This window comes from Streptomyces sp. NPDC048590 (assembly GCF_043199535.1).
Taxonomy (GTDB): Bacteria; Actinomycetota; Actinomycetes; order Streptomycetales; family Streptomycetaceae; genus Streptomyces.
In genome coordinates, this window is sequence record NZ_JBICWC010000004.1 from 668,625 (window position 1) to 692,258 (window position 23,634).

Genomic DNA, 23,634 nt, shown 5'->3' on the forward strand with positions numbered 1-23,634 from the left:
CCGTGCGTGCTGCAATGCTGATGAAATTTCGATGACCTGGACGAAGTGGCGGGCGGAGACAGCGGTGAGCGAAGGATCGCCCCGGCGACTCCGGTTCGCGGTGCTCGGGCAGTTGCGGGCATGGCGGAACGGGGCGCCTCTGGAATTGGGGCCGGTCAAGCGGCAGAGCGTCCTGGCCGCACTGCTGCTCAGCAGAGGGACCGCTCTGAGCCATGAACGGCTTCTCGACGCGGTATGGGGGCATGAGCCGCCCGCAGTTGGGCGCAAGGTGCTGCCCACCCACATCAATTCGCTCCGTCGGGTACTGGATCCGGGCGGCACACCGCTCGCGGAGTCCGTGATCCGTAGCGGCAAGGGCTGGTACCGACTCGTTGCCGATGGGGTCCTCCTGGACACCGACGAGTTCGACGAGCAGGGCGAGGCGGCCGTGCGCGCGGCCGCGTCAGGGGACCCGGCCTCTGCCGTCGGACAACTGACCGAAGCATTGAGGCTCTACCGGGGCGAGCCCTTGGCCGGACTGCCCGGTCCGATGATGAGCGCTGAGCGACGGCGGCTACGGGAGCGTCGGCGGACGCTCCGTCTTGAACGGCTGAGGTGCCTTGCCCTGCTCGGCAGGTTCGGAGAAATCCTCGATGATCTCGACGGCCTGACGGACTCTCCGGATGCCGACCGGTACGACGAGGCGCTGAGGGCCGTGCTCATACGCGCCCTGTACGGCTCCGGTAGGCAGGCGGAGGCCCTCCGCGCCTATGAGGACATGCGTATCCGGCTGCGTGACGAGCTCGGAGCCGATCCGGGTGAAGAACTGCGCAGGGTGCACGCGGCCGTACTGCAGCAGGACGGGACGCTGCTCCGGTCGTCGGTGTCGGCTACCTCCCCGGCCCGCGTACCGTCCGAACTGCCGCACGATGTTCCCGGGTTCTCCGGGCGCACCGCCGAACTGGCCCGTCTCGACGCTTTGATGTCACACGGGGCGACCGCTCCTGCTCCCGGACATCCCGTCGTCCTTTCCGCCATCGGCGGCGCTGCGGGCATCGGGAAGACCGCGCTCGCCGTTCACTGGGCCCATCGGGTCCGCGACCGGTTCCCTGACGGTCAGCTCTACGTCAACCTTCACGGATTCGACCACGACCGCGGCCCGCTCGAACCGCGCGAGGCGCTTGAGTCGATGCTGCGGAGTCTGGGCCTGCCGGCGTCGGAGATACCCCCGCACCATGAGGCACAGAGCCGCATCCTGCGCTCTGTGCTGGCCGACCGCCGTGTCCTGCTCCTCCTGGACAACGCGGTCTCCTCCGACCAGGTACGCCCGCTGCTGCCGGCCTCCGCGAACTGCTGCACGATCATCACCAGCCGCAACAGGCTCGGCGATCTGGTGTCCAGTGACGGGGCGCACGCTCTGCCTCTGGATCTTCTCCGTCCGGCAGAGGCACGGGCGCTCCTGATCACGGCTCTCGGGACGGACCGGGTCGACGACGAGCACGCCGTGGACGAACTGGTACGGCTCTGCGGCGGCCTTCCCCTCGCCCTGCGCGTGGCCGCAGCCCGGCTGGCCAACGACCCCGCCCTGCGACTGACCGATCTGGCCGCCGAAATGTCCGAGAGCAGCGCACTGGTCGCCCTGGAGCCGGACGGGGCCGGGGAATCGCTGCTGCGCACCGCTTTCATGGTGTCGTACCGGGTCCTGCCGCCCGACGCGCGTCGGTTGTTCCGACTCCTCGGTCTCTTCCCGGGAGCGGACTTCACGGCCGGGTCCGCGGCGGCGCTTCTGAACACTGAGCTCGCGCCTGCCCGCCGGCTGCTCGGGGTGCTGGTCTCGGCGCACCTGGTCGAACCCGTGACGGCGGGCCGATACCGATTCCATGATCTTCTTCGTGAATACGCTCACGCCCGCGCGCGGACCGAGGAGACGGGCGCCGAGCGAGGTGCCGCCCTGGACCGACTCCTGATCTGGTACCTGCACACGGTCCGCGCCGCTGCGGGGTTCGCCCAGTTCCCGGAACTCCCTCGCGGCCTCCGCCCCTCAGCACAGTCGGTTGTACCGTCGTTCAGCGATCCCGAGCAGTGGCTGAGGGAGGAGCGGTCAAATCTGCTGGTCGCGATTGAGCAAGCGGGCCGCCACGGTCCCCGTCACGTCTCCTGGCATCTGACATCCGCGCTGTTCACCCACTTCTGGATCCATCTGCCCCGCAGGACCTGGCAGGCAGTCGCGCGGACGGCTCTCGACGCGGCGGAAGCCGAGCAGGACCTGTTCGGGCAGAGCGCGATGCATTCCAGCATCGCGGCCGCCGAGTGGGACCGTGGGCACATCCCGCAAGCCATGGAGCACGCGACCCGCGCGCTGAGCATCAGCCGCGATCTCGGCTGGAAGGCGGGCGAAGCAACGGCTCTCGGCCTGAAGGGCTTCGTGGAATGGAGTCTGGCCGATCTGGGCAAGGCCCGCGACGACTTCACCGAGGGTCTGCGCATATTCAGGGAGACCGGAACGCGCTACTTCGAAGGCTTCGGGCACACCGGCCTCGGTATGGCCTACCGCGACCTCGGACGACTCCACGAGGCCGCGGAGCACCTTGAGCGCGGTGTCGCTCTCGGCACGGAAGTCACCTGGTGGAGCAGCAGGACGTCCGTGCAGGTCCTGGGCGGGGTCTACTGGGAGCTCGGCCGTTTCACCGAAGCCCTCGACCTTGTCGGGCCCGCCATGGAATCGAAGCGAACGGTCGGATACCGCGACGGCCACGCGATGATGCTCGATGTGGTCGCCAAGATCCATCTCGACCTCGGCCGTCACGAGGAGGCGCTGGAAGAGGCGCGGGAAGCACTGGCACTGATCAGGGACACCAAGCGCTACTGGGTTCAGGCGGCCATCCTCAATACCATCGCTGCCGCACATCGCAGGCTGATCCAGCCTGACAGGGCCCTGTCCGCCGACGAACAGGGGCTCGCCCTGGCCCGCACCGCGAGGTTCAGACGGGCAGAGGCCGACACACTTCTGAGCATGGCCCTCACCCAGCACCGACGGGGCCGTTCCAAGGAGTCCCTGGCCTTGGCGGAAGAGGGCCTGGCCCTCGCCCGCGCCCATTCCTTCCGTGCCACCGAGGGCCGCGTGCTGACAGCCCTCTTCGAGATGAACGGAGGGGCGGACCCGGGGCTCGCTCAGGACGCGCTGACCATCCACCGCGACACAGGACACCGTCCGGGCGAGGCCCGGACGCTCCTGGCACTGTCCCGGACCGCCGACCGGACAGGATTCGCGGCGTCCGAAGCCCTGGGTCAGCAGGCACGGGCCATCTTCGACGACATCGGTGTACCCGAGAAGGAGTACATGTCCCCAGAAGGCTGACGCGGAGCGGGGACTCCGGAACCACCGGAACGAATCGCCCCTTCCCGCTCCCCCGCCCCGGCCCCACAGCACGGCACAGTGGCCCCATGGACGCACACAGCGGCAACACCCTGGCCGGAGCGCATGGGGCGGCCACGCGGTTGCCGGCTCAGGATCTGGAGCGGGCGCGGCGGTTCTACTCCGAGAAGCTGGGGCTGGAACCCGTCGACGAGCGGCCCGGCGGGCTGCTCTACCGGTGCGGGCAGTCGGAGTTCGCGCTGTTCCTGTCGACCGGCGCGTCACCCGGCACGTTCACCCAGATGGGGTGGACCGTCGACGACGTCGACGCGGTGGTGGCGGAACTCGGGCGGCGCGGGGTGGTGTTCGAGGAGGTCGACCTGCCGGGCTTCCGCACACGGGGCGGCATCGCGGAGATCGAGGGGAACTATCCGAGCAAGGGCGCCCGGGGCGAACGCGGCGCCTGGTTCCGCGACAGCGAGGGCAACATGCTCGGCATCGGTCAGCCGGTCGTGTAGGGCGGACCCGCACAAGGGGCACAAGTGATTGCCTCCTGAGAGCCCGACAGCCTTGTGGGTGCGGTGCGTTGCGCGAGCCTCCGGACCCCGCGGCGCAGCGCACCTCGCCGTCCGCACCGCACCGCCCATGCGCACCGTCCGCACCGGCCACCGATTCAGGTGTCCGGTCGACCCGGTGCCACGCGGCGCGCCCCGGCGGCGCGGCACCCGCTAACGTGTCCCCCACACCGGCCTGTTACCCAGGACACACCCCGACGGTACGGGCGGGCGGGGCGCGCGGAGCAAGGAGATCGGGAGAGCGGTCATGGGCGAGTCTCTGAGGACCTTCGTCGGCGGCACCGAGGTCGAGGTGCCCAACAGCATTCCTGCGATCCGTGCCGCACTCCCCGAGGAGAGACGCGCGGAGTTCGACGAGGCCATCAACGACGCAGGGGTGCACGAGATCCAGGCCGTGATGCGCCACTGGATGCTCGAGTCCGTACCCGACCCCGAGGCCGAGAAGATCCTGGACCGCTTGGCCCGGGACGAGGCCGAGAGGCGGCACGTGGCTTGAGTTTCCGCATCTCCTTCGCCCCGCCCGCCGATGACACGCTGGCCAAGATGCGCGACGGCGACACGTTCCGGGACGAGATGGCGCGCACCCTGGGCCTGGACCCGTACGGTCACGCCTCGACGGCCGTGAAGAGCGAACGCGACCGCCGGGAGGCGACGGTCGCCAGCGCCATCGTGCTCTACTACGTCTCCGGATCCGTGCTGACGGTCACCGTGGTCAGGCTCGTACCTCTGCCCTGACCTCGCTGACGGTCACCGTGGTCAGGCTCGTACCTCTGCCCTGACCTCACGGCGGGAGCGGTTCACGCACCCGGCCGGGTCAGCGCAGTCCGACCTGCCGGTCGGTGTCGCCGAGGGACTCCAGCAGGTCGCGCAGGTCGTCGCCGATGCGGTCGCGCTGCCCCTCCCCGAGGCCCGACAGCAGACGGTTCTGGTTCTCCACGTGGTCCCCGAGCGCCTGGTCGATCAGCTTCCTGCCCGCCGGGGTGAGCGAGACGTGCACGCTGCGGCCGTCCTCCGCCCTGCGGGTACGCATGACGAGCTCACGCTCCTCGAGGCGGTCGAGCCGCTGGGTGATCGCACCCGAGGTGACCATGGCGGACCGCATCAGCTCAGCGGGGGTGAGCCGGTGCGGCGCCGGGCTGCGCCGCAGCGTGGCGAGGACATCGAACGCGGCCGGGTCGAGATCGTGCGCGCCGAACACGGCGCGCTGCTCCGCCTCGACGATCCTGGCCAGCCGCTTGATCCGCCCGATCACGCCCATCGACGAGGTGTCGAGCTCCGGGCACTGCTCCGCCCACTGCGCCAGTACGCGGTCCACATGGTCACTCATGCGTTCAGCATAACTTTCGCTTAGCGTTGAGATACCTGGTTGCTTAGCGCTAAGCAATCGCGCTACGGTCCTGCCATGCCGCAGAACGTCTCGAACGGAGGTGCCCGATGAGGAGCGACCGGATCGCCGCCGATTCCGCCGTCACCGCTCTCGCCCCACTCGTCTGGGGTTCCACCTATCTCGTCACCACCGAGTTCCTGCCCCCCGACCGGCCCTTACTGGCCGCGACGGTAAGGGCGTTGCCGGCGGGGCTGATCCTGCTCGCCATCGGGCGGCAACTGCCCCGGGGCGAGTGGTGGTGGCGCGCCGCCGCGCTCGGCACGCTGAACATCGGGGCGTTCCTCTACCTGCTCTTCGTCGCCGCCTACCACCTGCCCGGCGGGGTGGCCGCCCTGGTGATGGCGGTCCAGCCGACGATCGTGCTCGCCCTGTCCTCGGGGTTGCTGAAGGAGCGGATCACCGCCGCGAGCGCCGTCGCCTGCGGGCTGGGGCTGGCCGGTGTCGGCCTGCTGGCCCTTGCGCCGGGGGCGGGTGTGGACGCCGTCGGCGTCTGCGCGGGGCTCCTCGGCGCGGTGAGCATGGCAGCCGGCATCGTTCTGACCAAGCGGTGGGGCCGACCGCCCGGGACGGGCCTGCTGACCTTCACCGGCTGGCAGTTGAGCGCCGGCGGGGTCGTCCTCCTGCCGGTGATGCTGTTCGGCGAGGGACTGCCGGCGTCGGTCGACGGCCGGAACGTCGCAGGGTTCGCCTATCTGGGCCTCATCGGCGCGCTGCTGGCCTACGCGGTGTGGTTCCGCGGGGTGGAGCGGCTGCCCGCGTTCACCGTGTCCGTGCTCGGGTTCGGTTCACCGCTCGCCGCGATGACGCTCGGGTACGTCGTCCTGGACGAGACCCTGTCCCCGGCGCAGCTCTGCGGGGCGCTCCTGGTCCTCGTCGCGGTGTGCCTCGCTCTGCCCCGGAAGCCGAAAGGGCGGAAGCGGGTCTCCCCGCCTCCGCCCTCCCGTCAAAGCCGGCTCAGCCGAGCTTCCCGACCTGCGCCTCGATGATCGCGGTCGGCAGCGGGAAGTCCGCCCCGGCACCGGTCTTGCCCAGGTTGAAGGAGAAGAACGTCGCGACCGTGCCGCCCTGACGCAGGCTCACCAGCTTGAAGGGGGCCGCCTCGTCGCCCTCGCCCATCTGCACCCGCCAGGCGAGCGCCTCTTCGCCGCCCGTCACCTTCTCCTCGGTCAGCTTGGTGACCTTCTGCTTCGAGCCCTTCATGGTGAGGGTGAACCCGCCGGTCGCACACTTCGCCGCGGACTCACGCAGCTCGGCGATGTTCTTCGCCGCCCCGTCACCGTCGTACGAGGCCAGCGTGACGAGGGACGAGGTCATGTCGAGCATGCCGGCCAGCGCGTCCTCGGGGTCGGCGGTCTCGTCGACCTTGGGCTCCTCGACGACCTTGCGCCCGGCGTTCCCCACCGGGGAGCCCCGCTCGACACCGTAGAAGGCGAAGCCGATCGGCTCGCACTCCTTCTTGTCCACGGTGACCTCTCCCGGCTTGGCGATGTCCTCGGGACCGGTCTTCGTGACCTTGTGGCCCGCGACGTCACCCTGCTCCAGCGACGCCTTCTCCAGCTCGGCCGTGGTCAGCGCCTTGACCGCGGAGGGCTTGGCGGAAGCTTCGTCCTTGCCTCCGGCGGCACCGCCGTCACCCTTGGCGTCGGAGTCCGAACCGCTGCACGCGGTGGCCAGCAACATCAGGGACGACACGGCGGCGGCGAGTGCGGTGCGGCGTACGGCAGTGGTGCGCATGGTTCGTTCAACTCTCCGTTCAAGAGAGCAACAACGCCTTTCGGAAGCGCAGTTCGGCACCCGGGAGAGAGTTGTCGCGATGCGGGACACTCTACGATCGGACACCTGTCCGATGCCCGCCCCGGGCTCTCGCGGAATGTGATCGTGATTCCGCTGTGATCATGCCGTGAAATCCCTGTGGGGTGGCAGACTCGCCCAGTTCAGCAAGGGGGTCCCGTCCATGTCGTTCGATGCCGTGACGGCAGTTCTCGCTTCGCTCGGAATCGAGGATGCCGAGGTGATCTCCCGCCGCCCGCTCACCGGGGGCACCTACAACGCCGTCACCCGCGTGGTTCTGGAGGACGGCAGGGACTGGGTGGTGAAGGTCCCGCCGACGCATGCCGAAGGGCTGAGCTACGAGCGGCGTCTGCTCGTCAACGAGGTCACCTTCTACGGCGCGGCCGCCGAAGCGGGCGGCGGTGTGATCCCTCAGATCGTGCGGAGCGAGCTCTCCCCCACGGGAGCCGCCGGCGCGCATCTCGTCATGAGCACCTGCCCCGGGCGCCCCTGGAACACCATCGTCGAGGAACTGCCGGACGGTGACGCGCGTTCGCTGCGCGCCGAGTTCGGAGGCGTCGTCGGCAGGCTTCACGGGGTGACGGGCCCGGGGGGTTTCGGGTATCCCTCCCACGCTCTGGGCCCTCTCGCCTCCACCTGGCGGGCGGCGTTCACCTCGATGACGGACGCCGTGCTCGCGGACGCCGTGACCTTCGAGGCCAGGCTGCCGTACCCGGTGGAGGAGATCAGGTCGGTACTGGCCGGGGCGTCGGACGTACTGGACGAGGTGACCCGGCCCTCGCTGGTCCACTTCGACCTGTGGCAGGGGAACGTCCTGGTGACCGGCGAGCCGGGAGCCCGACGCATCGGCGGGGTCATCGACGGGGAGCGGATGTTCTGGGGCGACCCGGTCGCCGACCTGGTCTCCACCTCACTGTTCGGGGATCCGGAGACCGACAGGGAGTTCCTCTCCGGGTACGCCGCCACGGCGCCCGAACCGCTCGTGTTCTCCCCGTCCGTACGCCGCCGCCTCGACCTCTACCGGAGCTATCTCTACCTGATCATGCTCACCGAGACCGTCCCCCGGGGCTCGGGGCCGGAGGCGGTGGAGCTGACCTGGAAGTTGGTGGCGCCACGGCTCGGGTCCGCGCTCGACGCGCTGAGCGGCGGGCCTGCCGAACGGATCAGGAAGGTCGCCGGGTCAGGTGGGTGAAGGCATCCAGGTTGCGGGTGGACTCACCGCGCTCCACACGCCAGGCGTACTCCTTGCGGATCGCGCTCGCGAACCCCAGCTCCAGCAGGGGGTTGAACGCACCGTCGGCGGCCTCCAGCACCGCCCCGAGGAGCCGGTCGAGCTCCTCGGGTGTGACGACGGAGAGCGGGAGCCTTCCGACGAGGTAGATGTCGCCGAGCTGGTCGATGGCGTAACTCACGCCGAAAAGCCGGAGGTTGTGCTCCAGCAGCCAGCGGTGGACCGCGGCGTCGTTCTCGTCGGGATGCCGGATGACGAAGGCGTTGAGGGAGAGGGAGTGCTGCCCGACGATCAGGGAGCAGGTCGTCGACAGCTTGCGTGTGCCGGGCAGCTTCACGACGTAGTTGCCGGGCGCGGGGCTCTCCCACTCGAGCTCGGCGTCGCTCAGCGTCGCCTCGATGACCTGCGCCGCTGCTGCTTCCTCGGATACGTCAGCCATGGTTGCGAGCGTACGGCAGGGCGGCCCCGCCCCGGATGCCGGCGGCCGGCCCCTCAGCCGTGGTGCGAGCGGGCGCGGCGCCTGTGGTCCTGCATCGCCGCCGTGTACACGTCGGCTGTCGCCGACGCGGCGGTGTCCCAGCCGAACGACTGGGCATGTGCCGCGGCCGCCTCGCCCATCCGGGAGGCCAGCCCCGCGTCGTCGGCGAACCGTCCGAGCGCCCGTGCGTACGACTCGGGGGCGTGGCCCTGTATCAGGAATCCGCTGACCCCGTCGCGAACCGCGACCGGCAGTCCGCCGACCTCCGCGGCGATCACGGGCGTACCCGCCGCCTGCGCCTCGATGGCGACGAGCCCGAAGGACTCGCTGTACGAGGGCATGACCAGCACGGACGCCGCCCGGAACCAGTCGGCGAGCTGGTCCTGCCCGACCGGCGGGTGGAAGCGGACGACATCGGCGATACCCAGGCGCGCGGCCAACTTCTGCAGGCCCTCGGGCTTCGCGAGCCCGCTGCCGCTGGGTCCGCCGACGACGGGTACGACGATGCGCGAGCGCAGCGAGGGATCCCGGTCCATGAGCACGGCGACGGCGCGCAGCAGCACGTCCGGGGCCTTCAGCGGCTGGATGCGGCCCGCGAACAGCGGGATCAGCGCGTCCTGCGGCAGGCCGAGACGGGCGCGGGCGGCGGCACGGCCGTCGCCGGGACGGAACCGTTCGAGATTCACCCCGGGGTGCACGACGGCCACCGACGCCGGATCGGCCTCGTAGAAGCGGATGAGCTCGTCACCCTCCCCGGCGGTGTTGGCGATGAGCCGGTCGGAGGCGTGCACGATCTGGGTCTCGCCGATGACGCGCGCGGCGGGCTCGGGGGTGTCGCCCTCGGCGAGCGCGGCGTTCTTCACCTTCGCCATGGTGTGCATGGCGTGGACGAGCGGCACGCCCCAGCGCTGGGCGGCCAGCCAGCCGACCTGGCCGGAGAGCCAGTAGTGCGAGTGGACGAGGTCGTAGTAGCCGGGCCGCTGGCCGGCCCAGGCCTGCATCACACCGTGGGTGAAGGCGCAGAGCTGAGCGGGCAGCTCCTCCTTGGCGAGTCCCTCGTAGGGGCCGGCGTCGACGTGCCGGACGAGGACCCCGGGCGCCAGCTCAACCGTCGGGGGCAGCCCACCGGTGGTGGCCCGGGTGAAGATCTCGACCTCGACGTTGATCGCGGCGAGCCGTTTGGCCAGCTCCACGATGTAGACGTTCATACCGCCGGCGTCGCCCGTGCCCGGCTGGTGCAGCGGAGAGGTGTGCACGGAGAGCATCGCGACCCGGCGTGGCTTGCGGTGCCCGGCGAATCCGCCCGGGAAGCGGATACGGGGTGCCGCACGGCTGCTGCCGAGCCGGGAGACGTACTGACTCACGGTCCGCTCCTCCTCGCTCAGGGCATGACACGTACGGGGCGCAGGACCCCTCCGAAGGGCGGCAACAGTGGAACCGAGCCTTTCATTTCCACTTTGCCAAATCATTGCCATCCCCTCGGCGTGCCGGAGAACCCTCCTCGCGCCCCGCTCTCCGGCGTCTGCCCCACGGCGCTTCGCATACGCTCGCTCCCATGCACCAGCGCCCCATCGGCACCGCGACCCGCGGGACGACCAACCCCAACCGGCTACGCCGCATGGACCGCTGGATCGCCGCCACCCATGGCCCCGCCCTGCGCCGAAGCGACTCGCCCGTCGCGGTCGACCTGGGATACGGCGCCGCGCCCTGGACCGCCGTCGAACTGCTGGAACGCCTGCGCGCCGCCGAGCCCCGGACCACCGTCGTGGGCATCGAGATCGATCCGGCACGCGTCGCGGCGGCGCAGCCCTACGCCCGCGAGGGCCTCACCTTCGCGCACGGCGGCTTCGAGGTCCCCCTGGCGGGCCGGCCCGTCCTCATCAGGGCAGCGAACGTGCTCCGGCAGTACGACGAGGGTGAGGTCACCGCGGTCTGGCAGCGCCTGTGCGCCCGGCTCGCGCCGGAAGGTCTGCTCGTCGAGGGGACGTGCGACGAGATCGGCCGCAGGCACGTCTGGGTGGCACTCGGCCCGGAGGGCCCCCGGACCGTCACCTTCGCGACCCGGCTCGGCTCCCTCGACCGCCCCTCGGACCTCGCCGAGCGCCTCCCCAAGGCGCTGATCCACCGCAACGTTCCGGGCGAACCGGTCCACGCCTTCCTGCGGGACCTGGACCGCGCCTGGGCCACGGCCTCGCCCTACGCGTCGCTGGGCGCCCGGCAGCGCTGGATCGCGGCGGTACGCGCGGTCTCCGCCGACTGGCCGCTGACGGACGGCGGACGCCGCTGGCGGCAGGGCGAGATCACCGTCCGCTGGGACGCGCTGCGCCCGGGTGGATGAGGACGGGCCGCCACCGGACCGGCCGGCCGGTCCCTCGCTCCGCCCCCGGTGGACAAGGGGCGCCCGGGGCGGAAACGGGCCATGAACACGGGCGATTCCGGGAACACCAGCGGATCATCGGTCGTCTCATTGTGTGACGGAGCCGGTGACGCGGACCTCTGTTGCTTTTCGGGACACCGTGACACGATCGCGTCGTCACCCAAACGTTACTAACGGTAAGTCACATGTACGCGAGACGGCTCTCCTTGCCGCTCGCCCGAGGGGGAGCTTGTGAACCGACGCCACTGCGCCTCTGCCGCGATCACTCTGGTCTGCGCACTGGCCCTGCTGACCGCGCCGGTCCAGGCCATGGCCGCCCCGATACCGGACCCCACCCCCTCCGCCACGGCGTCCACCGCCCCCGGTAAGAGCCTGGAGGAGGTGCGCGAGGAGATTGACACCCTCTACCGCAAGGCCGGGGCGGCGACCGACGCGTACAACCTCGCCGAGGAGGAGTCCAAGAAGCAGTCCGCCGAGATCGTCAAGCTGACGAAGGACATCGCGGACGGCAAGGCACGGATCGCCGAACTCAAGGACAGGGCGGGCGCGCAGGCGCGCGAGCAGTACCGCAACGGCGGCCTTCCGCCCGGCGCCCAGCTGGTCCTGAGCGGAGATCCGAGCCTCTTCCTGGACGGGATCAACCAGGCCCGCCAGGGCCAGCAGGCCACGAAGGGCATGCTGACCGAACTGGAGCAGGCCCAGGCGGACTTGGAGACGTACACCCAGGACGCCAACCTCAACTGGGAGAAGGTCGAGGCGAGCCGCGTCAAGCAGGCCAAGGCCAAGAAGAGCATCAACGCACAGATCAAGGCCGCCGAGAAGCTGGAATCGCAGCTGGCGAAGGAGGAGCGCGCGCGGCTCCTCAAGATGGAACAGGACGCGGCTTCCACGGCCCAGGCCGCCTGGCTCTCCTCGGGCGCGCTCAAGGACATCAACCGGGAGGCGAGCGCCGCCGGCAAGAAGGCGCTGGCCTTCGCGACGGCCCAGATCGGCAAGCCGTACGTCTGGGGAGCCGAAGGCCCCGCCTCGTACGACTGCTCCGGGCTGACCTCACAGGCCTGGGCGGCGGCGAAGAAGCCGATCCCGCGCACGTCCCAGGAACAGTGGAGGCAGTTGCCCCACATCGCCATCCAGGACATGCGCCCGGGCGACCTGATCATCTACCACAGCGACGCCAGCCACGTTGGTATGTACGTGGGCGACGGTTCGATCGTGCACGCGCCCCGGCCCGGCCGGCACGTCACCCTGACCGGCGCCGGCTCCATGCAGATCCTCGGTGTGGTCCGGCCGGACAAGTAGGCAAAGGGAGTTGCCCGGGCTCACGTAGGCCGGCGTCCCGCGACCGACGCACACCGGGCCCGCCCGTCGCCGGGAGCCGGGCCCGGTGTGCGTCGGCGTACGAGATCGACGGCGCGGCGCTTCCGTCGGCCCACGAACGGCTCACAAAGGGCCCGTCGGTGACGCGGCACACGTAACCGCCGCCACAAGGCGATCACTCCGGCGCGCATCACCCCACGCGCGCGAAAGGGCGGCACGCGCTCGGGCGCACGTGACGCACACCGCACCCACGCGCCCGCGGACGTGTCGGCGCATGTGTGCGGTGCGTGTCGACCGCGTGATGTTTGTCATGACCTCATGTCCGTTTCATGCGCGCCGATCACGCCGGATCCGTGGTGGGAAGCGGCTTATGGCCCCGCATATGACGCAGGATGATCGTCGAGCGCCATTCCGTTCCCCCGCTGCGGACCGCTATCGTCCCGTCGGCGGGTCGTCGTTCGTCGACCCGTCGCGCCCTCGGGGGGAGGGAAGGAAACCCGAACCGATGCCCGTACCCGTACCGCAGCAACGTGCCGTTCCCGCTGCGGAGACCACTCACGGCGCCGACCTCACACTCCTGGTGATCGAGGACGACCCTGCGGGCACCTTCGCCGTACCGGAACTGTCGTCCACCGCCGGAGCTCGGGTCCGTGTCCGTACCGCCCGCAACCTCACCGAGGCCGGGCGTCTGCTCACCGACGACGTCGACTGCATCCTGCTCGACCTCGACCTGGAGACGGCGGCCCGCCCGGCCGGTGCCCGCGCCGAGGCCCGTGACGCCGAGACCGAACCCGACGGGCTCGCCGCCCTCAAGCACGTGCTGCGCATCGCACCGCGCCACGCCGTGCTCGCCCTCACCGCGGAGGACGACGCCGAGCGCGCGGCCGAAGCCGTACGCGTGGGAGCGCAGGACTACCTCTTCCGGGACGAGCTCGACGGGCGCCTCCTCAGCCGGGCCATCCGTTACGCCGTGGAGCGCAAGCGCGCGGACATCGCCCAGCACCAGCTGACCGAGTCCCGGCTGCGCGCCCAGGAGAACGCCCGCCTGGAACGAGGGCTGCTGCCCACCCCGCTCCTCGAAGGTTCCGATCTCGCCTTCGCCGCCCACTACCGGCCCGGTCGCAGCCGCGCCCTGCTCGGCGGGGACTTCTACGACACGGTCCGCACGCCCGACGGCACGGTCCACGCGATGATCGGCGACGTCTGCGGGCACGGTCCGGACGAGGCGGCGCTCGGTGTGGAGCTGCGCATCGCCTGGCGTGCCCTCACGCTCGCCGGGCTCTGCGGCGACGCCCTTCTCTCCACCCTCCAGCAGGTCCTGGAGCACGAACGGCAGAGCGAGGAGATCTTCGCGACGCTCTGCACCCTCGACATCGCCCCCGACGGGCGCCGCGCCGGCCTGTGCATCGCCGGCCACCCCGCACCACTGATCGCCCGCAAGGGCCGGGCGGCCCGGCTCCTCCCCTACGACGACGGGGGCCCGGCCCTCGGCCTGCTCCCGCACGCCCGGTGGCCGCGCCGGCAGGTGGAGCTGGGCGGCTCCTGGAGCCTGATGATGTACACCGACGGGCTGATCGAGGGCCGGGTCGGACAGGAGGGCACCCAGCGGCTGGGCCAGGACGGCATGGTCGCCATGGTCAACGGCCGCCTGGACCAGGGACTGGGCGGGGAGGCTCTGCTGGAGGCCGCGGTCACCCAGGTCCAGGACCTGAACGGCGGCGAGCTGACCGACGACGTGGCGGTGCTCCTCCTGGAACGCGACGAGTCCCGGATACGGCGAAGGGGCGCGAGCGCCCTGCGCTCCCGCCCCGGTGCCGCGTCAGCCGCAGGCGCTCAGCGCCCGCCGTTGTAGGGGCCGTACGGTCCGTCGCTGCTGGAACCGCCGCGCCGGCCGCCGCCCGACACCGCCTTCAGCGCGGGCTTCACATCCACCATGAAGACGATGGACGCGATGACACCCGCGATCTGCAGGAACAGGATCGGGATCACGAGGTTCACGAAGACGGTCACGCCGAGGATGATCAGCCAGAAGGACTTCTTCTGCTTGTCCGCGGCCCGGTAGGCGTCCTCGCGCGCCGTCACGGCGAAGACCAGCGCGACCACGGCCAGGACGAGCATGGCCAGGTACAGCAGCTGGAGGAACGAGCCGAATGCTTCGAGCAACACGGTGAGCACCGCCTAGTCAGTGGATGAGCGCCTCGCGGCCAAGGTACCGGGACGACGAGGTACTGGGACAACGACCCGGGCACCCCGAAAGGTGCCCGGGTCCCCGGCCCGGCAATCCTGGATCCGCCGTCCGCCTACTTCGCGGAGGGCGGGGTCGCCTTCTTCGCAGCGGGCTTGCGCACCGGTGCCGGCTTCTTCGCCGTCGCGGCCGGGGCGGCCTTGGGCGCGGGCTTCTTCGCGGCGGGGGCCACCGGCTTCGCGGGGGTCGCCGGCTTCACGGCCGCGTCGGACTTCTGCTTCGGCACCGCCTTCGGCTCGGCCTCGACGACGGCCGCGATCTCGACGATCTCCTCGGCCGTCTCGCCACGCCACGTACGGACGGTGAGCTCGCCGCGCTCGGCGACCTTCTCGTACGTCTCACGGGCCCGGACCGCGTACTCGGCGGCCACGCCCACGCCCCGCAGGGCCAGGTCCTGGGCGCTCTCGCCCCACTTCCTCAGGTCGGTGTCCAGCGAGCCGAAGACCTCGCTGACCTTCGCCTGCACGGTGGCCTGCGCTTCCCTGGCTCCCGTGGTGACCCGCTCCTGGACGGCCTTCGGGTCGGTGTTGCGCACCGCCTCGAACCGCTCGGGCGCCTCGGCGCGCAGCTGGTCGATCAGCCCAGGCACCTTGCGCGCCTGCTCCACGGCGAGGTCGGCGGTGCCGGCGGCGAAGTAGAGGGGGGTCGGGTCGGTGAGGGTCTTACGCAGGTCATCGGTGATGGCCATGACTGTGGTCCTCCCGGATCATCAGAAGTCAGTTAGCTGGTGGGTCTGCATCACTGCCGCCGGCCGTACGGGGGCCGCGGGCATCCGGACCGGCACCGTTCGCGTCACCGGCACCGCTTTCCGCCTCGGCGTCGATTCTGCTCTCCGCACCGGTCCCGCCGTGGGACTCGGCGCCGGTGTCGGGCGCGACATCGAAACCGTTCTCCCGGCGGAAGGAGTCGTAGATCTGCAGCAGTACGCTCTTCTGCCGCTCGTTGATCGACGGATCGGCCAATATGACCGCCCGCGTCTCCAGCTCCTCCCGCTCCCGCTCGTCGAGGATCCCGGCGCGCACGTAGAGCGTCTCGGCGGAGATCCGCAGGGCCTTCGCGACCTGCTGGAGCACCTCCGCGCTCGGCTTGCGCAGACCGCGCTCGATCTGGCTGAGATACGGATTGGACACCCCGGCGGCATCGGCGAGCTGCCGCAGCGAGAGCTGCGCGGTACGCCGCTGCTCCCGCAGGTACTCGCCGAGATTGCCGACGTTGAGTGATGCCATGCCTCGATAGTGCCCACCCTTGCTAACTTTTGCAAGCGGCTGCTTGCAAAAGTGTTCCGGGCGGCTTGTGACCACTCCGTGACGCTTCGCCCCGAACACCCGACGGCCGGTCAGCCACACCGAGGCCTGACCGGCGGGACCCGGTTGACTCACTCCACTAGTTCAATGCATCATTCCATTAGTCCATTAATGGAATGAGGTTCCGCCGTGGGGTTCACCTTTCGGATAGATCGGGGCGGCGGTATTCCCGCCTACGTCCAGATCGTCCAGCAGGTCCAGCAAGCCCTGCGACTGGGTCTGCTGGTGCCCGGTGACCGGCTGCCGACGGCGCGGGCGGTGGTCGAGGCGACCGCGCTGAACCCCAACACCGTGCTCAAGGCGTACCGCGAGCTGGAGTCCCAGGGACTGGTCGAGACCCGGCGAAGACACGGGACGTTCGTGACCGGAACCCTCGGCGCTCCCGCCGCCGCGGCGGACTCGCCCTGGCGCCGGGAACTCGCCGACGTGGCCTCGCGAGCCCGTGAGGCGGGACTGGAGCGGGACGACCTGGCCGCGCTCTTCACCGACGTACTCGAAGACCTCTATCCCTCCAAGGAGCAGACAGCAGATGCCGTACCCCAACAGCCCTGACGCGGCGCTCGCCGCCGACGGTGTGAGCATGCGACACCGGCGCCGGGGACCGGACGTCCTGGACGACTGCACCTTCGAGATACCCGCCGGCGTCGTCTGCGCGCTCGTCGGGCCGAACGGCGCCGGGAAGTCCACACTCCTGGAACTGGCCGCGGGCCTGCGGCGACCCACCTCGGGCACGGTGAAGGTCCTGGGCGAAGCCCCGCGCGCCGGTCACCCCCGGGTCGCGTTCCTCGCCCAGAGCCGGCCGCTGTTCAACCGGTTCACCGTCGCCGAGACCCTGCGCACGGTCGAGCGCCTCAACGGGGGCGACTGGGACGCGGAGCTGGTGGAGCGGATCGCGGACCCGTCGCGCTTCCACCGTACGGACCGGGTCGGGGACCTGTCCGGGGGGCAGCGCACCCGGATCGCGCTGGCGCTCACCCTGGGCAAGCGGGCCGACCTGGTGCTGCTGGACGAGCCGATGGCCGACCTGGACGTGGTGGCCCGCCGGGAGGTGATGGGCCTTCTGATGGCCCATGTCGCCGAGACCGGGACCACCGTGGTGATGTCCTCGCACATCATCTCCGAGCTGGCGGACGCCTGCGACCACCTGCTGCTCCTCGACGAGGGCGCGGTACGGCTCAGCGGCGACATCGACGACCTCACCGCCGCCCACGCGGTGGTGACCGTCCCCGGCGGGGCCGACCGGCTCGGCGACCACCCGGTGATCGAGTCACGGCCCGCCGGACGTGGCACCAGCGCGCTGATCCGCCCGGCAGGCGACCTGCCCCAGGACTGGGAGGCCCGTCCCCCCTCCCTGGAAGAACTCGTCCTCGCCCACCTCACGGGCCCCGAGGCACCCGGCCGCAGCCGGGACACCGCACCGATCATCAAGGACTACGCCGCATGAGCGCCACCACCGTCACCACCGCGAACGAGTCCCCCCGGCTGCCCCTGCTGCGCCTCGCCCTGCGTCAGTACTGGCTCGTGGCCGCAGTGGTCCTGCTGCTGGCCGTTCGCATCGCCGTGCCGATCGTGTACCACTACGACGGCTGGGCGTACGCCATCGCGCTGCGCGAACGGGTCGGCAACCACGCCTACCACTTCGAGAGCTTCGTCTCCGACGCCCACACCCTGACGACCAGGCTGCTGAACGACGGCAGCGGCCTCGCCTTCCAGCCGGCGCTCCTCGCCGCGGCGGCCGTGGCGGTGCTGACCGCCCGCGAGTGGGAGAGCCGCAGCGTCGTCCTCGCCCTGACCCAGTCGGTCACCCCCACCCGGTGGTTCAGCGTCCGCTGGGCCACGGTCGCGGCGGTCTTCGTCGTGCTGACCGCACCGCTGACGGTGCTCTTCCAGCGCAGCGCCGGGTACGCCGTCCAGCACGATCTGCTGGTGCACGGTGCCCAGTGGTCGACGGCGGCCTTCACCATCGGCCCCGTCACCGTCGCCTACACCGTCCTCGGAGCCGCCGCCGGTGCCTACGCCGGCACGCTGCTGCGCCGCACCTGGGCCGCGCTGATCGCCGCACCACTGCTGACCTGGCTGGCGACGGCGGCCCTGGTCCGCTCGCGACTGGTCCTGCTGGTCGACTTCCCGATCTTCTCCAAGGTGCACGGGTTCCACCCCGGCGGCGTCCTCGGCCTGACCTTCTACGACGCGCTGCCCCAGGACGTCTACCTCATCAACTCCCTCGACAGCGGCGACTACTGGGGTTACCAGATCGCGTCGAGCGCGCTCGCCCTCGCCGTGGCGGCGCTCCTCGGGTGGGCGGCGCTGCGCACCCTGCGCCGCCGCACGGCGTGACGCGGCGCCCCGGGTACACCACCGGCCCCGGGCCGGCTGCCGACGCCGCTGCCATGCGTTCCCACCGGCCGGCACCCGCCCCCTACCGTCCACACCGACACCGCGGCTGCCATGCCGGCCGGTCCCGCCTCCCTCAGGGCTGTCCCGCGCGCACCGACAGCTAACCCGAATCGAGCCCTGTGAACACCACCCGCCCCGACAGCGCGGAGAACGAGATCCGCGGCTATCTGAGCGCCGTCGACCGAGCGGCCTCCGCCCTTCCGCCCGCCGCCCGCGCCCGGCTCACCGGCGACCTCGCCGAGCGCATCGCCGTAGCCCTCGCCGAGCGGCCCGGAGAGGTCGCCGCGATCCTCGACGAGTACGGAGACCCGTACGAGCTCGGCGCCGCCGCGGTGCGCGATGCGGGTCCAGCGGTGAAGGAATCCTTCTGGACATGGCCGGGAAGGGTCGTCGGACTCCTGGCCGCAGGCACCGTCCTCGGCATCATCGCGCAGCTCGCACCGGGCGAAGCAGTGCACGGAATCCTCCGGCTGCCCGTGTTCCTGCTCATGTACGGGGGCATCGCCGCCCTCTGCATGTCCCGGTGGTGGACGAGGAATCAGAAGTGGACCGCCGCCGCCTGGCTCTTCGTACCCAATCTCCTGGTGATCACCGCCACCACGCTGACCGGGCACACCGCCACCACGGAGATCGATGGCCGGGACGCCCTCGGTGTCTCGATGTTCGTCCTCGGCGAGGGCATACGGGCCGGCCTGTACCTGTGGCTGTGGAGCCGCAGGTCCGAGCCCGCCCCGCGGTGGGAGCCTTCGTCCTTCCCACGATGGGCCAGGGTCCTCGTCGTCAGCTTCGCGGCCCTCTTCGTCGTGGCCGAGGTGGTCCTGTGGATCGTGGACCTGACGACCGGCCACCTCTCCGGGATCAAGAGCGGCACCCTGAGTCCCTGACCTGGGACCGGTCCAGGGATCAGCGGAGCGGCCCCATGGGTGCGCCGCTCCGCTGACCGAGTGTCCGCGCGGAGGCGTCCTGCCCCGCGCCGATCCCGGTCTTGCCACACGCGGGGTCCTGTCGCAGGGTGAGGCATGCAGAATTCACCTACCTTCGTCCTCGTCCACGGAGCCTTCGCCAACTCGTTCTCGTTCGCACCGCTCCAGGCCGAACTCGCCCTGCTGGGGCACCGATCCGCGGCGGTCGACCTGCCGGGGCATGGCTTCGAGGCGACCTTCCCCGCTGCCTACCAGGCCCCGCAGGACCTGGACACGCTCGCCGGGGAACCAGGAGGTATCAAGGGCGTCACGCTCGCCGACAACGCCGCCCGTGTGATCGCTGTCCTGGAGCGGGCCAAGCGGAACGGACCCACGGTCCTCGTGGCCCACAGCCGGGGCGGCATCACCGCCACCGCGGTCGCCAACGCCAGGCCCGAGCTGATCGACCGGCTCGTGTACGTCTCCGCCTGGTGCCCCGTCGACCTGGACGTGAGCGGCTACTACGGGCAGCCGGAGATGGCGGAGGTCGACGTCATGGCGCTGGCCGGCTCGATGGTCGGCGATCCGGCGGAACTCGGCCTGCTGCGCACCAACTTCCGTACCGCCGACCCCTCTGCGCTGGCCGCGTTCAGGAGCGCCTTCGCCGCCGACCTCACCGACGACGAGTTCCGGACCTTCCTGAACAGCTTCCAGCCCGACGAGAACCTCGACGCAGGTACGACCGACGACCGGGCCCAGGCCGCGACCTGGGGGCGCATCCCCAGGACGTACGTCCGCCTGGACGCGGACGCCAGCCTTCCGCCCGCCGTCCAGGACCGCATGATCCGCGAAGCCGACGCGCTCACCCCGGACAACCGCTTCGACGTGCGGACGCTCGAAGGAAGCCACCTGCGCTGGCTGGTCCACCCGAAGCCCGCCGCCGAACTGCTCGCAGGCCTCGCGGAGTTCTGACGCGCCGTCGCGTGTGCCCGGCACCCTGCGGGTGCCGGGCCCTGACGAACCAGGTGATCAGCGAGGACCAGGTGATCAGCGAATGACGATGCAGAAGGGGTGCCCGGCGGGATCGGTGAGTACCCGGGCTCTGTCGCCCAGCGGCTGGTGCTCCGGCTTCCCCGCGCCCAGCTCCCGCAGCCGCGCCTCGGCCGCGTCCAGGCTCTCCGCGACCCTGAAGCAGATGTGAAGCTGCTGCGGGACGGTCTGCCCGGGCCAGCTCGGGGGCCGGTAGTCCTCGACCCGCTGGAACCCCATGAAGAGGCCGTCCTCACGGTTGAGACCGGCGAACTCGCCGTCCGACTTCGGATGCGGCTCGTATCCGGTGGCCTGCCGGTAGAACTCCGCCAGCGCCATCGGGTCGGGGCAGTCCAGCGTGATCGCGACCAGTTCCATCTGCGGGGACATACGGCTCTCCTGACCATCGGCGGCCTGCGCCGGACCTCGTGGGGCGGCCCTCACGGAACAGCGGTGACACGGCTGCCCGTTCGGGCCCTGCAGCGTCAGAACATCAGGGCGGGCTCCGTCGCGCGAACGGTTTCCCGGGCAGTCGGCCGATCACGCGCGTCCTCCGGCGCGTCTTCCGGCGCTCACGGCGTCGGCAGCCGCACTTCGACACACGGCCTCGGTCCCGGCACTCGTCTCCTGGAAGTCCTCGGCGGACACCACCGACACCACCGACAGCGCCGCGTCTTGCCCGTGGTCCGAGCGAACGGCCACGCGCCGCCAAATCCGTTTCAAACCGCTGGAAACGCAGTGCCGCCCCGGCCTACGCTCCCCCCATGCCGCCCGCCAAGAGCTCTTTCGTCTGCCTCCCCTGCCGGGCCTCCTACAAGCAGCCCGGCGGCGGAAGTCCGGAGCGCCGGTGCCCCCGGTGCGCGGGGGCTCTGATCGGTGTGGGCGCGGCGTTCCAGCCCCCGCGACGGCGTGACAGCGCCGCATGGCGTGCGCTCTCCGCACTGCTCAACGCCGGCGTCCGCTTCCACATGGGCTGCTGCACCGGGTCCGGATACCGCCCGCACACATTGCGCGAGGTGAAGGAGCGGATGGTCCACGCGGAGCGCACCGGCGAGCCGTACGCCGACGTGCTGGTCCGTGAGCACCTGTACGGGTAGCCCTCCCGAAGCACCTGTACGGGTAACCCTCCCGAATAACGTCTCCTTGCAGACGATCCGCGAGCGTACGAATTGTTACGCTGGCGGACATGACCGCCCTGAGCCCCACCCACAGCGCACCCGACCTCTCCTTCCTCCTCGACCACACGAGCCACGTGCTGCGCACCCGCATGGCCGCCGCGCTCGCCGAGATCGGGCTGACCGCACGCATGCACTGCGTACTGGTTCACGCCCTGGAGGAGGAGCGCACCCAGATCCAGCTCGCCGAGATCGGGGACATGGACAAGACGACGATGGTGGTGACCGTGGACGCCTTGGAGAGCGCGGGGCTCGCCGAGCGCCGACCCTCCAGTCGGGACCGGCGGGCCCGCATCATCGCCGTGACGGAGGAGGGCGCGCGGACCGCCGTGCGGAGCCAGGAGATCGTCGACCGGGTGCACCGCGAGGCCCTGGCCGCGATCCCCGACGGCGACCGGGAGTCCCTGCTGCGCGCCCTGAACCAGCTGGCCACGGGCCACCTGGCCACCCCCGCCGAGAATCCCCGTCCGGTCCGGCGCGCCCGCCAGGGGCAGAGGTAGCCACCGCAAGAAGGACCGTTAAATATAGTCCGCAACAAAACCATCTGCTACGGTCAGTCTTGTCGAGCCCACCCGACAGGAGAAGACCGATGGCTGCTGTTGCCCCGCGCTCCGCCCACGGCCCGTCCCCCGCACCCGGCACCACGCCCGCCCCCGCGACACCCACCACACCCGCGCCCGCCGAGCCGGCCGCCCGGCACCGCGGCCTCGCGCTCGGCGTGGTCGCGGCAGGAATGCTGACGATCACCCTCGACGGCTCGATCGTGACGGTGGCCATGCCCGCCGTTCAGCGCGACCTCGGATTCGCCCCCGCCGCCTTGAGCTGGGTGGTCAACGCCTACCTGATCGCGTTCGGCAGCCTGCTCCTGCTGGCAGGCCGCCTCGGTGACCTCGTCGGACGTACCCGCATGTTCCTGACCGGCACCGCCGTCTTCACGGCGGCGTCCCTGCTGGCCGGAGTGGCCACCACCCCCGCGCTGCTCGTCGCCGCTCGCTTCCTCCAGGGCGTCGGCAGCGCCACGGCCTCCGCCGTCGGACTGGGCATCCTCGTGACCCTGTTCGGCGAGCCGCGCGAACGAGCCAGGGCCATCGCCGTGTTCTCCTTCACCGGGGCCGCCGGCGCGTCGCTCGGGCAGGCACTCGGAGGCATCCTCACCGACGCGCTCAGCTGGCACTGGATCTTCTTCATCAACCTGCCGATCGGTGCCGCGATCCTCCTCGTCGCCCGCAGGGTCCTGCCCGCCGACCGCGGCATCGGGCTCGGGGCCGGGGCGGACCTCGCCGGGGCCGCGCTGGTGTCGACGGGGCTGATGCTGGGGATCTACACCGTGGTCAAGGCCGAGGAGTACGGGTGGGCATCCGGGCACACCCTGGGGCTCGGGGCGCTCGCCCTCACGCTGCTCGCCGCCTTCACCGTCCGCCAGGCCACCGCGCGGACACCGCTGATGCCCCTGCGCATCCTCCGCTCACGCAACGTCGCCGGGGCCAATATCGTCCAAGTGCTCATGGTGGCAGCGCTGTTCGCGTTCCAGGTTCTCGTCGCCCTCTACCTCCAGAACGTCCTCGGGTACGGCGCGGCCGCGACCGGCCTCGCCATGCTCCCGGCCGCCGCGTCCATCGGCGCCGTGTCGCTGGGGATCTCGGCACGGCTGAACCACCGGTTCGGCGAACGCGCCGTCCTGCTCACCGGCATCCTGCTGCTGATCACCGCCCTGGGACTTCTCACCCGGGTCCCCGTCGAGGCGCGCTACGTCACCGACCTGCTCCCGGTGATGCTCCTCGCGGCAGGCTTCGGGCTCGCCCTCCCCGCACTGACGACCCTCGGCATGTCAGCAGCGGGCAGGGAGGACGCCGGCCTCGCCTCCGGCTTCTTCAACACCACCCAGCAGATCGGCATGGCCGTCGGCGTCGCGGTGCTGACCACCCTGGCAGCCGGCCGCACCGACCGGCTGCTCGCAGAGGGACACCGCCGGGCCGAGGCCCTGACCGGAGGCTTCCAGCTCGCCTTCGGCGTCGGAACCGGGCTGCTCGTCGCCGCCTTCCTCGTAGCCCTCGTCGTCCTGCGCCCCGCGCCCCGCTCCTGAACCGCGAAA

General features: G+C 70.9%; 25 protein-coding genes. 17 read left to right on the plus strand and 8 right to left on the minus strand.

Annotated features, from left to right (window positions below):
* Nucleotides 1-31: 31 nt before the first annotated feature.
* The 4 genes from ACGFNN_RS15380 to ACGFNN_RS15395 all read left to right on the plus strand — a co-directional run bounded on the left by ACGFNN_RS15380 (nt 32) and on the right by ACGFNN_RS15395 (nt 4,644).
* Nucleotides 32-3,337 carry a BTAD domain-containing putative transcriptional regulator gene (locus tag ACGFNN_RS15380; RefSeq protein WP_393556041.1) on the plus strand — a complete coding sequence of 1,102 codons (3,306 nt, stop codon included), beginning with the start codon at nt 32-34 and terminating at the stop codon, nt 3,335-3,337.
* 86 nt (nt 3,338-3,423) lie between these two features.
* A complete protein-coding gene (locus ACGFNN_RS15385) occupies nt 3,424-3,852 on the plus strand; it encodes a VOC family protein (RefSeq protein ID WP_393556043.1) in 429 nt (142 codons plus the stop codon).
* A gap of 304 nt (nt 3,853-4,156) precedes the next feature.
* On the plus strand, nt 4,157-4,405 hold the full coding sequence (locus ACGFNN_RS15390) for a hypothetical protein (RefSeq protein ID WP_362548045.1): 249 nt from the start codon (nt 4,157-4,159) through the stop codon (nt 4,403-4,405).
* Nucleotides 4,402-4,644 (plus strand): hypothetical protein, encoded by a 243-nt coding sequence (locus tag ACGFNN_RS15395; RefSeq protein ID WP_393556045.1) that lies wholly within the window; start codon nt 4,402-4,404, stop codon nt 4,642-4,644. Before ACGFNN_RS15390 ends, ACGFNN_RS15395 begins: the two co-directional genes overlap by 4 nt.
* Before the next feature lie 79 nt (nt 4,645-4,723).
* Here ACGFNN_RS15395 and ACGFNN_RS15400 read toward each other — a convergent pair whose 3' ends face one another.
* Nucleotides 4,724-5,236 (minus strand): MarR family transcriptional regulator, encoded by a 513-nt coding sequence (locus ACGFNN_RS15400; protein WP_362548039.1) that lies wholly within the window; start codon nt 5,234-5,236, stop codon nt 4,724-4,726.
* 107 nt (nt 5,237-5,343) lie between these two features.
* On the opposite strand from ACGFNN_RS15400, the gene ACGFNN_RS15405 reads away from it, so the two are divergent.
* Nucleotides 5,344-6,282 (plus strand): EamA family transporter, encoded by a 939-nt coding sequence (locus tag ACGFNN_RS15405; RefSeq protein ID WP_393556047.1) that lies wholly within the window; start codon nt 5,344-5,346, stop codon nt 6,280-6,282.
* On the opposite strand, the gene ACGFNN_RS15410 is transcribed toward ACGFNN_RS15405, so the two are convergent.
* A complete protein-coding gene (locus ACGFNN_RS15410) occupies nt 6,251-7,030 on the minus strand; it encodes a hypothetical protein (protein WP_393556049.1) in 780 nt (259 codons plus the stop codon). The two genes, ACGFNN_RS15405 and ACGFNN_RS15410, sit on opposite strands and share 32 nt — an antisense overlap.
* Before the next feature lie 220 nt (nt 7,031-7,250).
* Between ACGFNN_RS15410 and ACGFNN_RS15415 the strand changes: the two genes are divergently transcribed.
* On the plus strand, nt 7,251-8,279 hold the full coding sequence (locus ACGFNN_RS15415) for a phosphotransferase family protein (RefSeq protein ID WP_393556051.1): 1,029 nt from the start codon (nt 7,251-7,253) through the stop codon (nt 8,277-8,279).
* Here the strand turns inward: ACGFNN_RS15415 and ACGFNN_RS15420 are convergent.
* Both ACGFNN_RS15420 and mshA read right to left on the minus strand, forming a co-directional pair.
* Nucleotides 8,251-8,757: a YbjN domain-containing protein gene (locus ACGFNN_RS15420; RefSeq protein ID WP_393556052.1), complete on the minus strand. Its 507-nt coding sequence runs from the start codon at nt 8,755-8,757 to the stop codon at nt 8,251-8,253. The two genes, ACGFNN_RS15415 and ACGFNN_RS15420, sit on opposite strands and share 29 nt — an antisense overlap.
* 53 nt (nt 8,758-8,810) lie before the next feature.
* Nucleotides 8,811-10,160, minus strand: coding sequence for a D-inositol-3-phosphate glycosyltransferase (gene mshA, locus ACGFNN_RS15425; RefSeq protein WP_393556054.1), 1,350 nt, complete (start codon nt 10,158-10,160; stop codon nt 8,811-8,813).
* Nucleotides 10,161-10,351: 191 nt separating this feature from the next.
* On the opposite strand from mshA, the gene ACGFNN_RS15430 reads away from it, so the two are divergent.
* The 3 genes from ACGFNN_RS15430 (at nt 10,352) to ACGFNN_RS15440 (ending at nt 14,342) form a co-directional block, all read left to right on the plus strand.
* Nucleotides 10,352-11,134 (plus strand): class I SAM-dependent methyltransferase, encoded by a 783-nt coding sequence (locus ACGFNN_RS15430; protein WP_393556056.1) that lies wholly within the window; start codon nt 10,352-10,354, stop codon nt 11,132-11,134.
* A 270-nt stretch (nt 11,135-11,404) separates the two neighbouring features.
* Nucleotides 11,405-12,472, plus strand: a complete 1,068-nt coding sequence (locus ACGFNN_RS15435) for an NlpC/P60 family protein (protein ID WP_393556058.1) — start codon at nt 11,405-11,407, stop codon at nt 12,470-12,472.
* A 523-nt stretch (nt 12,473-12,995) separates the two neighbouring features.
* The gene (locus tag ACGFNN_RS15440) at nt 12,996-14,342 is read left to right on the plus strand and encodes a PP2C family protein-serine/threonine phosphatase (protein WP_393556060.1); all 1,347 of its coding nucleotides are present in this window, start codon (nt 12,996-12,998) and stop codon (nt 14,340-14,342) included.
* Here ACGFNN_RS15440 and ACGFNN_RS15445 read toward each other — a convergent pair.
* From ACGFNN_RS15445 to ACGFNN_RS15455, 3 genes are all read right to left on the minus strand, one after another.
* Nucleotides 14,324-14,656 (minus strand): DUF2516 family protein, encoded by a 333-nt coding sequence (locus ACGFNN_RS15445; RefSeq protein ID WP_362548016.1) that lies wholly within the window; start codon nt 14,654-14,656, stop codon nt 14,324-14,326. The two genes, ACGFNN_RS15440 and ACGFNN_RS15445, sit on opposite strands and share 19 nt — an antisense overlap.
* A 134-nt stretch (nt 14,657-14,790) precedes the next feature.
* Nucleotides 14,791-15,423, minus strand: coding sequence for a hypothetical protein (locus tag ACGFNN_RS15450; RefSeq protein ID WP_362668584.1), 633 nt, complete (start codon nt 15,421-15,423; stop codon nt 14,791-14,793).
* Nucleotides 15,424-15,451: 28 nt separating this feature from the next.
* Nucleotides 15,452-15,961, minus strand: a complete 510-nt coding sequence (locus ACGFNN_RS15455) for a helix-turn-helix transcriptional regulator (RefSeq protein ID WP_362548010.1) — start codon at nt 15,959-15,961, stop codon at nt 15,452-15,454.
* 207 nt (nt 15,962-16,168) lie between these two features.
* Between ACGFNN_RS15455 and ACGFNN_RS15460 the strand changes: the two genes are divergently transcribed.
* From ACGFNN_RS15460 to ACGFNN_RS15480, 5 genes are all read left to right on the plus strand, one after another.
* A complete protein-coding gene (locus tag ACGFNN_RS15460) occupies nt 16,169-16,591 on the plus strand; it encodes a GntR family transcriptional regulator (RefSeq protein WP_362548007.1) in 423 nt (140 codons plus the stop codon).
* Nucleotides 16,569-17,483 carry an ABC transporter ATP-binding protein gene (locus ACGFNN_RS15465; RefSeq protein WP_393556063.1) on the plus strand — a complete coding sequence of 305 codons (915 nt, stop codon included), beginning with the start codon at nt 16,569-16,571 and terminating at the stop codon, nt 17,481-17,483. The genes ACGFNN_RS15460 and ACGFNN_RS15465 overlap by 23 nt, the downstream gene beginning before the upstream one ends.
* Nucleotides 17,480-18,376 (plus strand): hypothetical protein, encoded by an 897-nt coding sequence (locus tag ACGFNN_RS15470; RefSeq protein WP_393556065.1) that lies wholly within the window; start codon nt 17,480-17,482, stop codon nt 18,374-18,376. Before ACGFNN_RS15465 ends, ACGFNN_RS15470 begins: the two co-directional genes overlap by 4 nt.
* A gap of 179 nt (nt 18,377-18,555) precedes the next feature.
* Nucleotides 18,556-19,320 carry a hypothetical protein gene (locus ACGFNN_RS15475; RefSeq protein ID WP_393556067.1) on the plus strand — a complete coding sequence of 255 codons (765 nt, stop codon included), beginning with the start codon at nt 18,556-18,558 and terminating at the stop codon, nt 19,318-19,320.
* 135 nt (nt 19,321-19,455) lie between these two features.
* The gene (locus ACGFNN_RS15480) at nt 19,456-20,310 is read left to right on the plus strand and encodes an alpha/beta hydrolase (RefSeq protein ID WP_393556069.1); all 855 of its coding nucleotides are present in this window, start codon (nt 19,456-19,458) and stop codon (nt 20,308-20,310) included.
* Nucleotides 20,311-20,385: 75 nt separating this feature from the next.
* Here the strand turns inward: ACGFNN_RS15480 and ACGFNN_RS15485 are convergent, their stop codons facing one another.
* Nucleotides 20,386-20,757, minus strand: a complete 372-nt coding sequence (locus ACGFNN_RS15485; protein ID WP_393556070.1) for a VOC family protein — start codon at nt 20,755-20,757, stop codon at nt 20,386-20,388.
* Between the two features lie 374 nt (nt 20,758-21,131).
* Between ACGFNN_RS15485 and ACGFNN_RS15490 the strand changes: the two genes are divergently transcribed.
* The 3 genes from ACGFNN_RS15490 to ACGFNN_RS15500 all read left to right on the plus strand — a co-directional run bounded on the left by ACGFNN_RS15490 (nt 21,132) and on the right by ACGFNN_RS15500 (nt 23,625).
* Nucleotides 21,132-21,464, plus strand: coding sequence for a deoxyxylulose-5-phosphate synthase (locus ACGFNN_RS15490; protein WP_393556072.1), 333 nt, complete (start codon nt 21,132-21,134; stop codon nt 21,462-21,464).
* A gap of 89 nt (nt 21,465-21,553) precedes the next feature.
* Nucleotides 21,554-22,042 carry a MarR family winged helix-turn-helix transcriptional regulator gene (locus ACGFNN_RS15495; protein WP_393556074.1) on the plus strand — a complete coding sequence of 163 codons (489 nt, stop codon included), beginning with the start codon at nt 21,554-21,556 and terminating at the stop codon, nt 22,040-22,042.
* A gap of 233 nt (nt 22,043-22,275) precedes the next feature.
* On the plus strand, nt 22,276-23,625 hold the full coding sequence (locus ACGFNN_RS15500; RefSeq protein WP_393556253.1) for an MFS transporter: 1,350 nt from the start codon (nt 22,276-22,278) through the stop codon (nt 23,623-23,625).
* Nucleotides 23,626-23,634 lie beyond the last annotated feature (9 nt).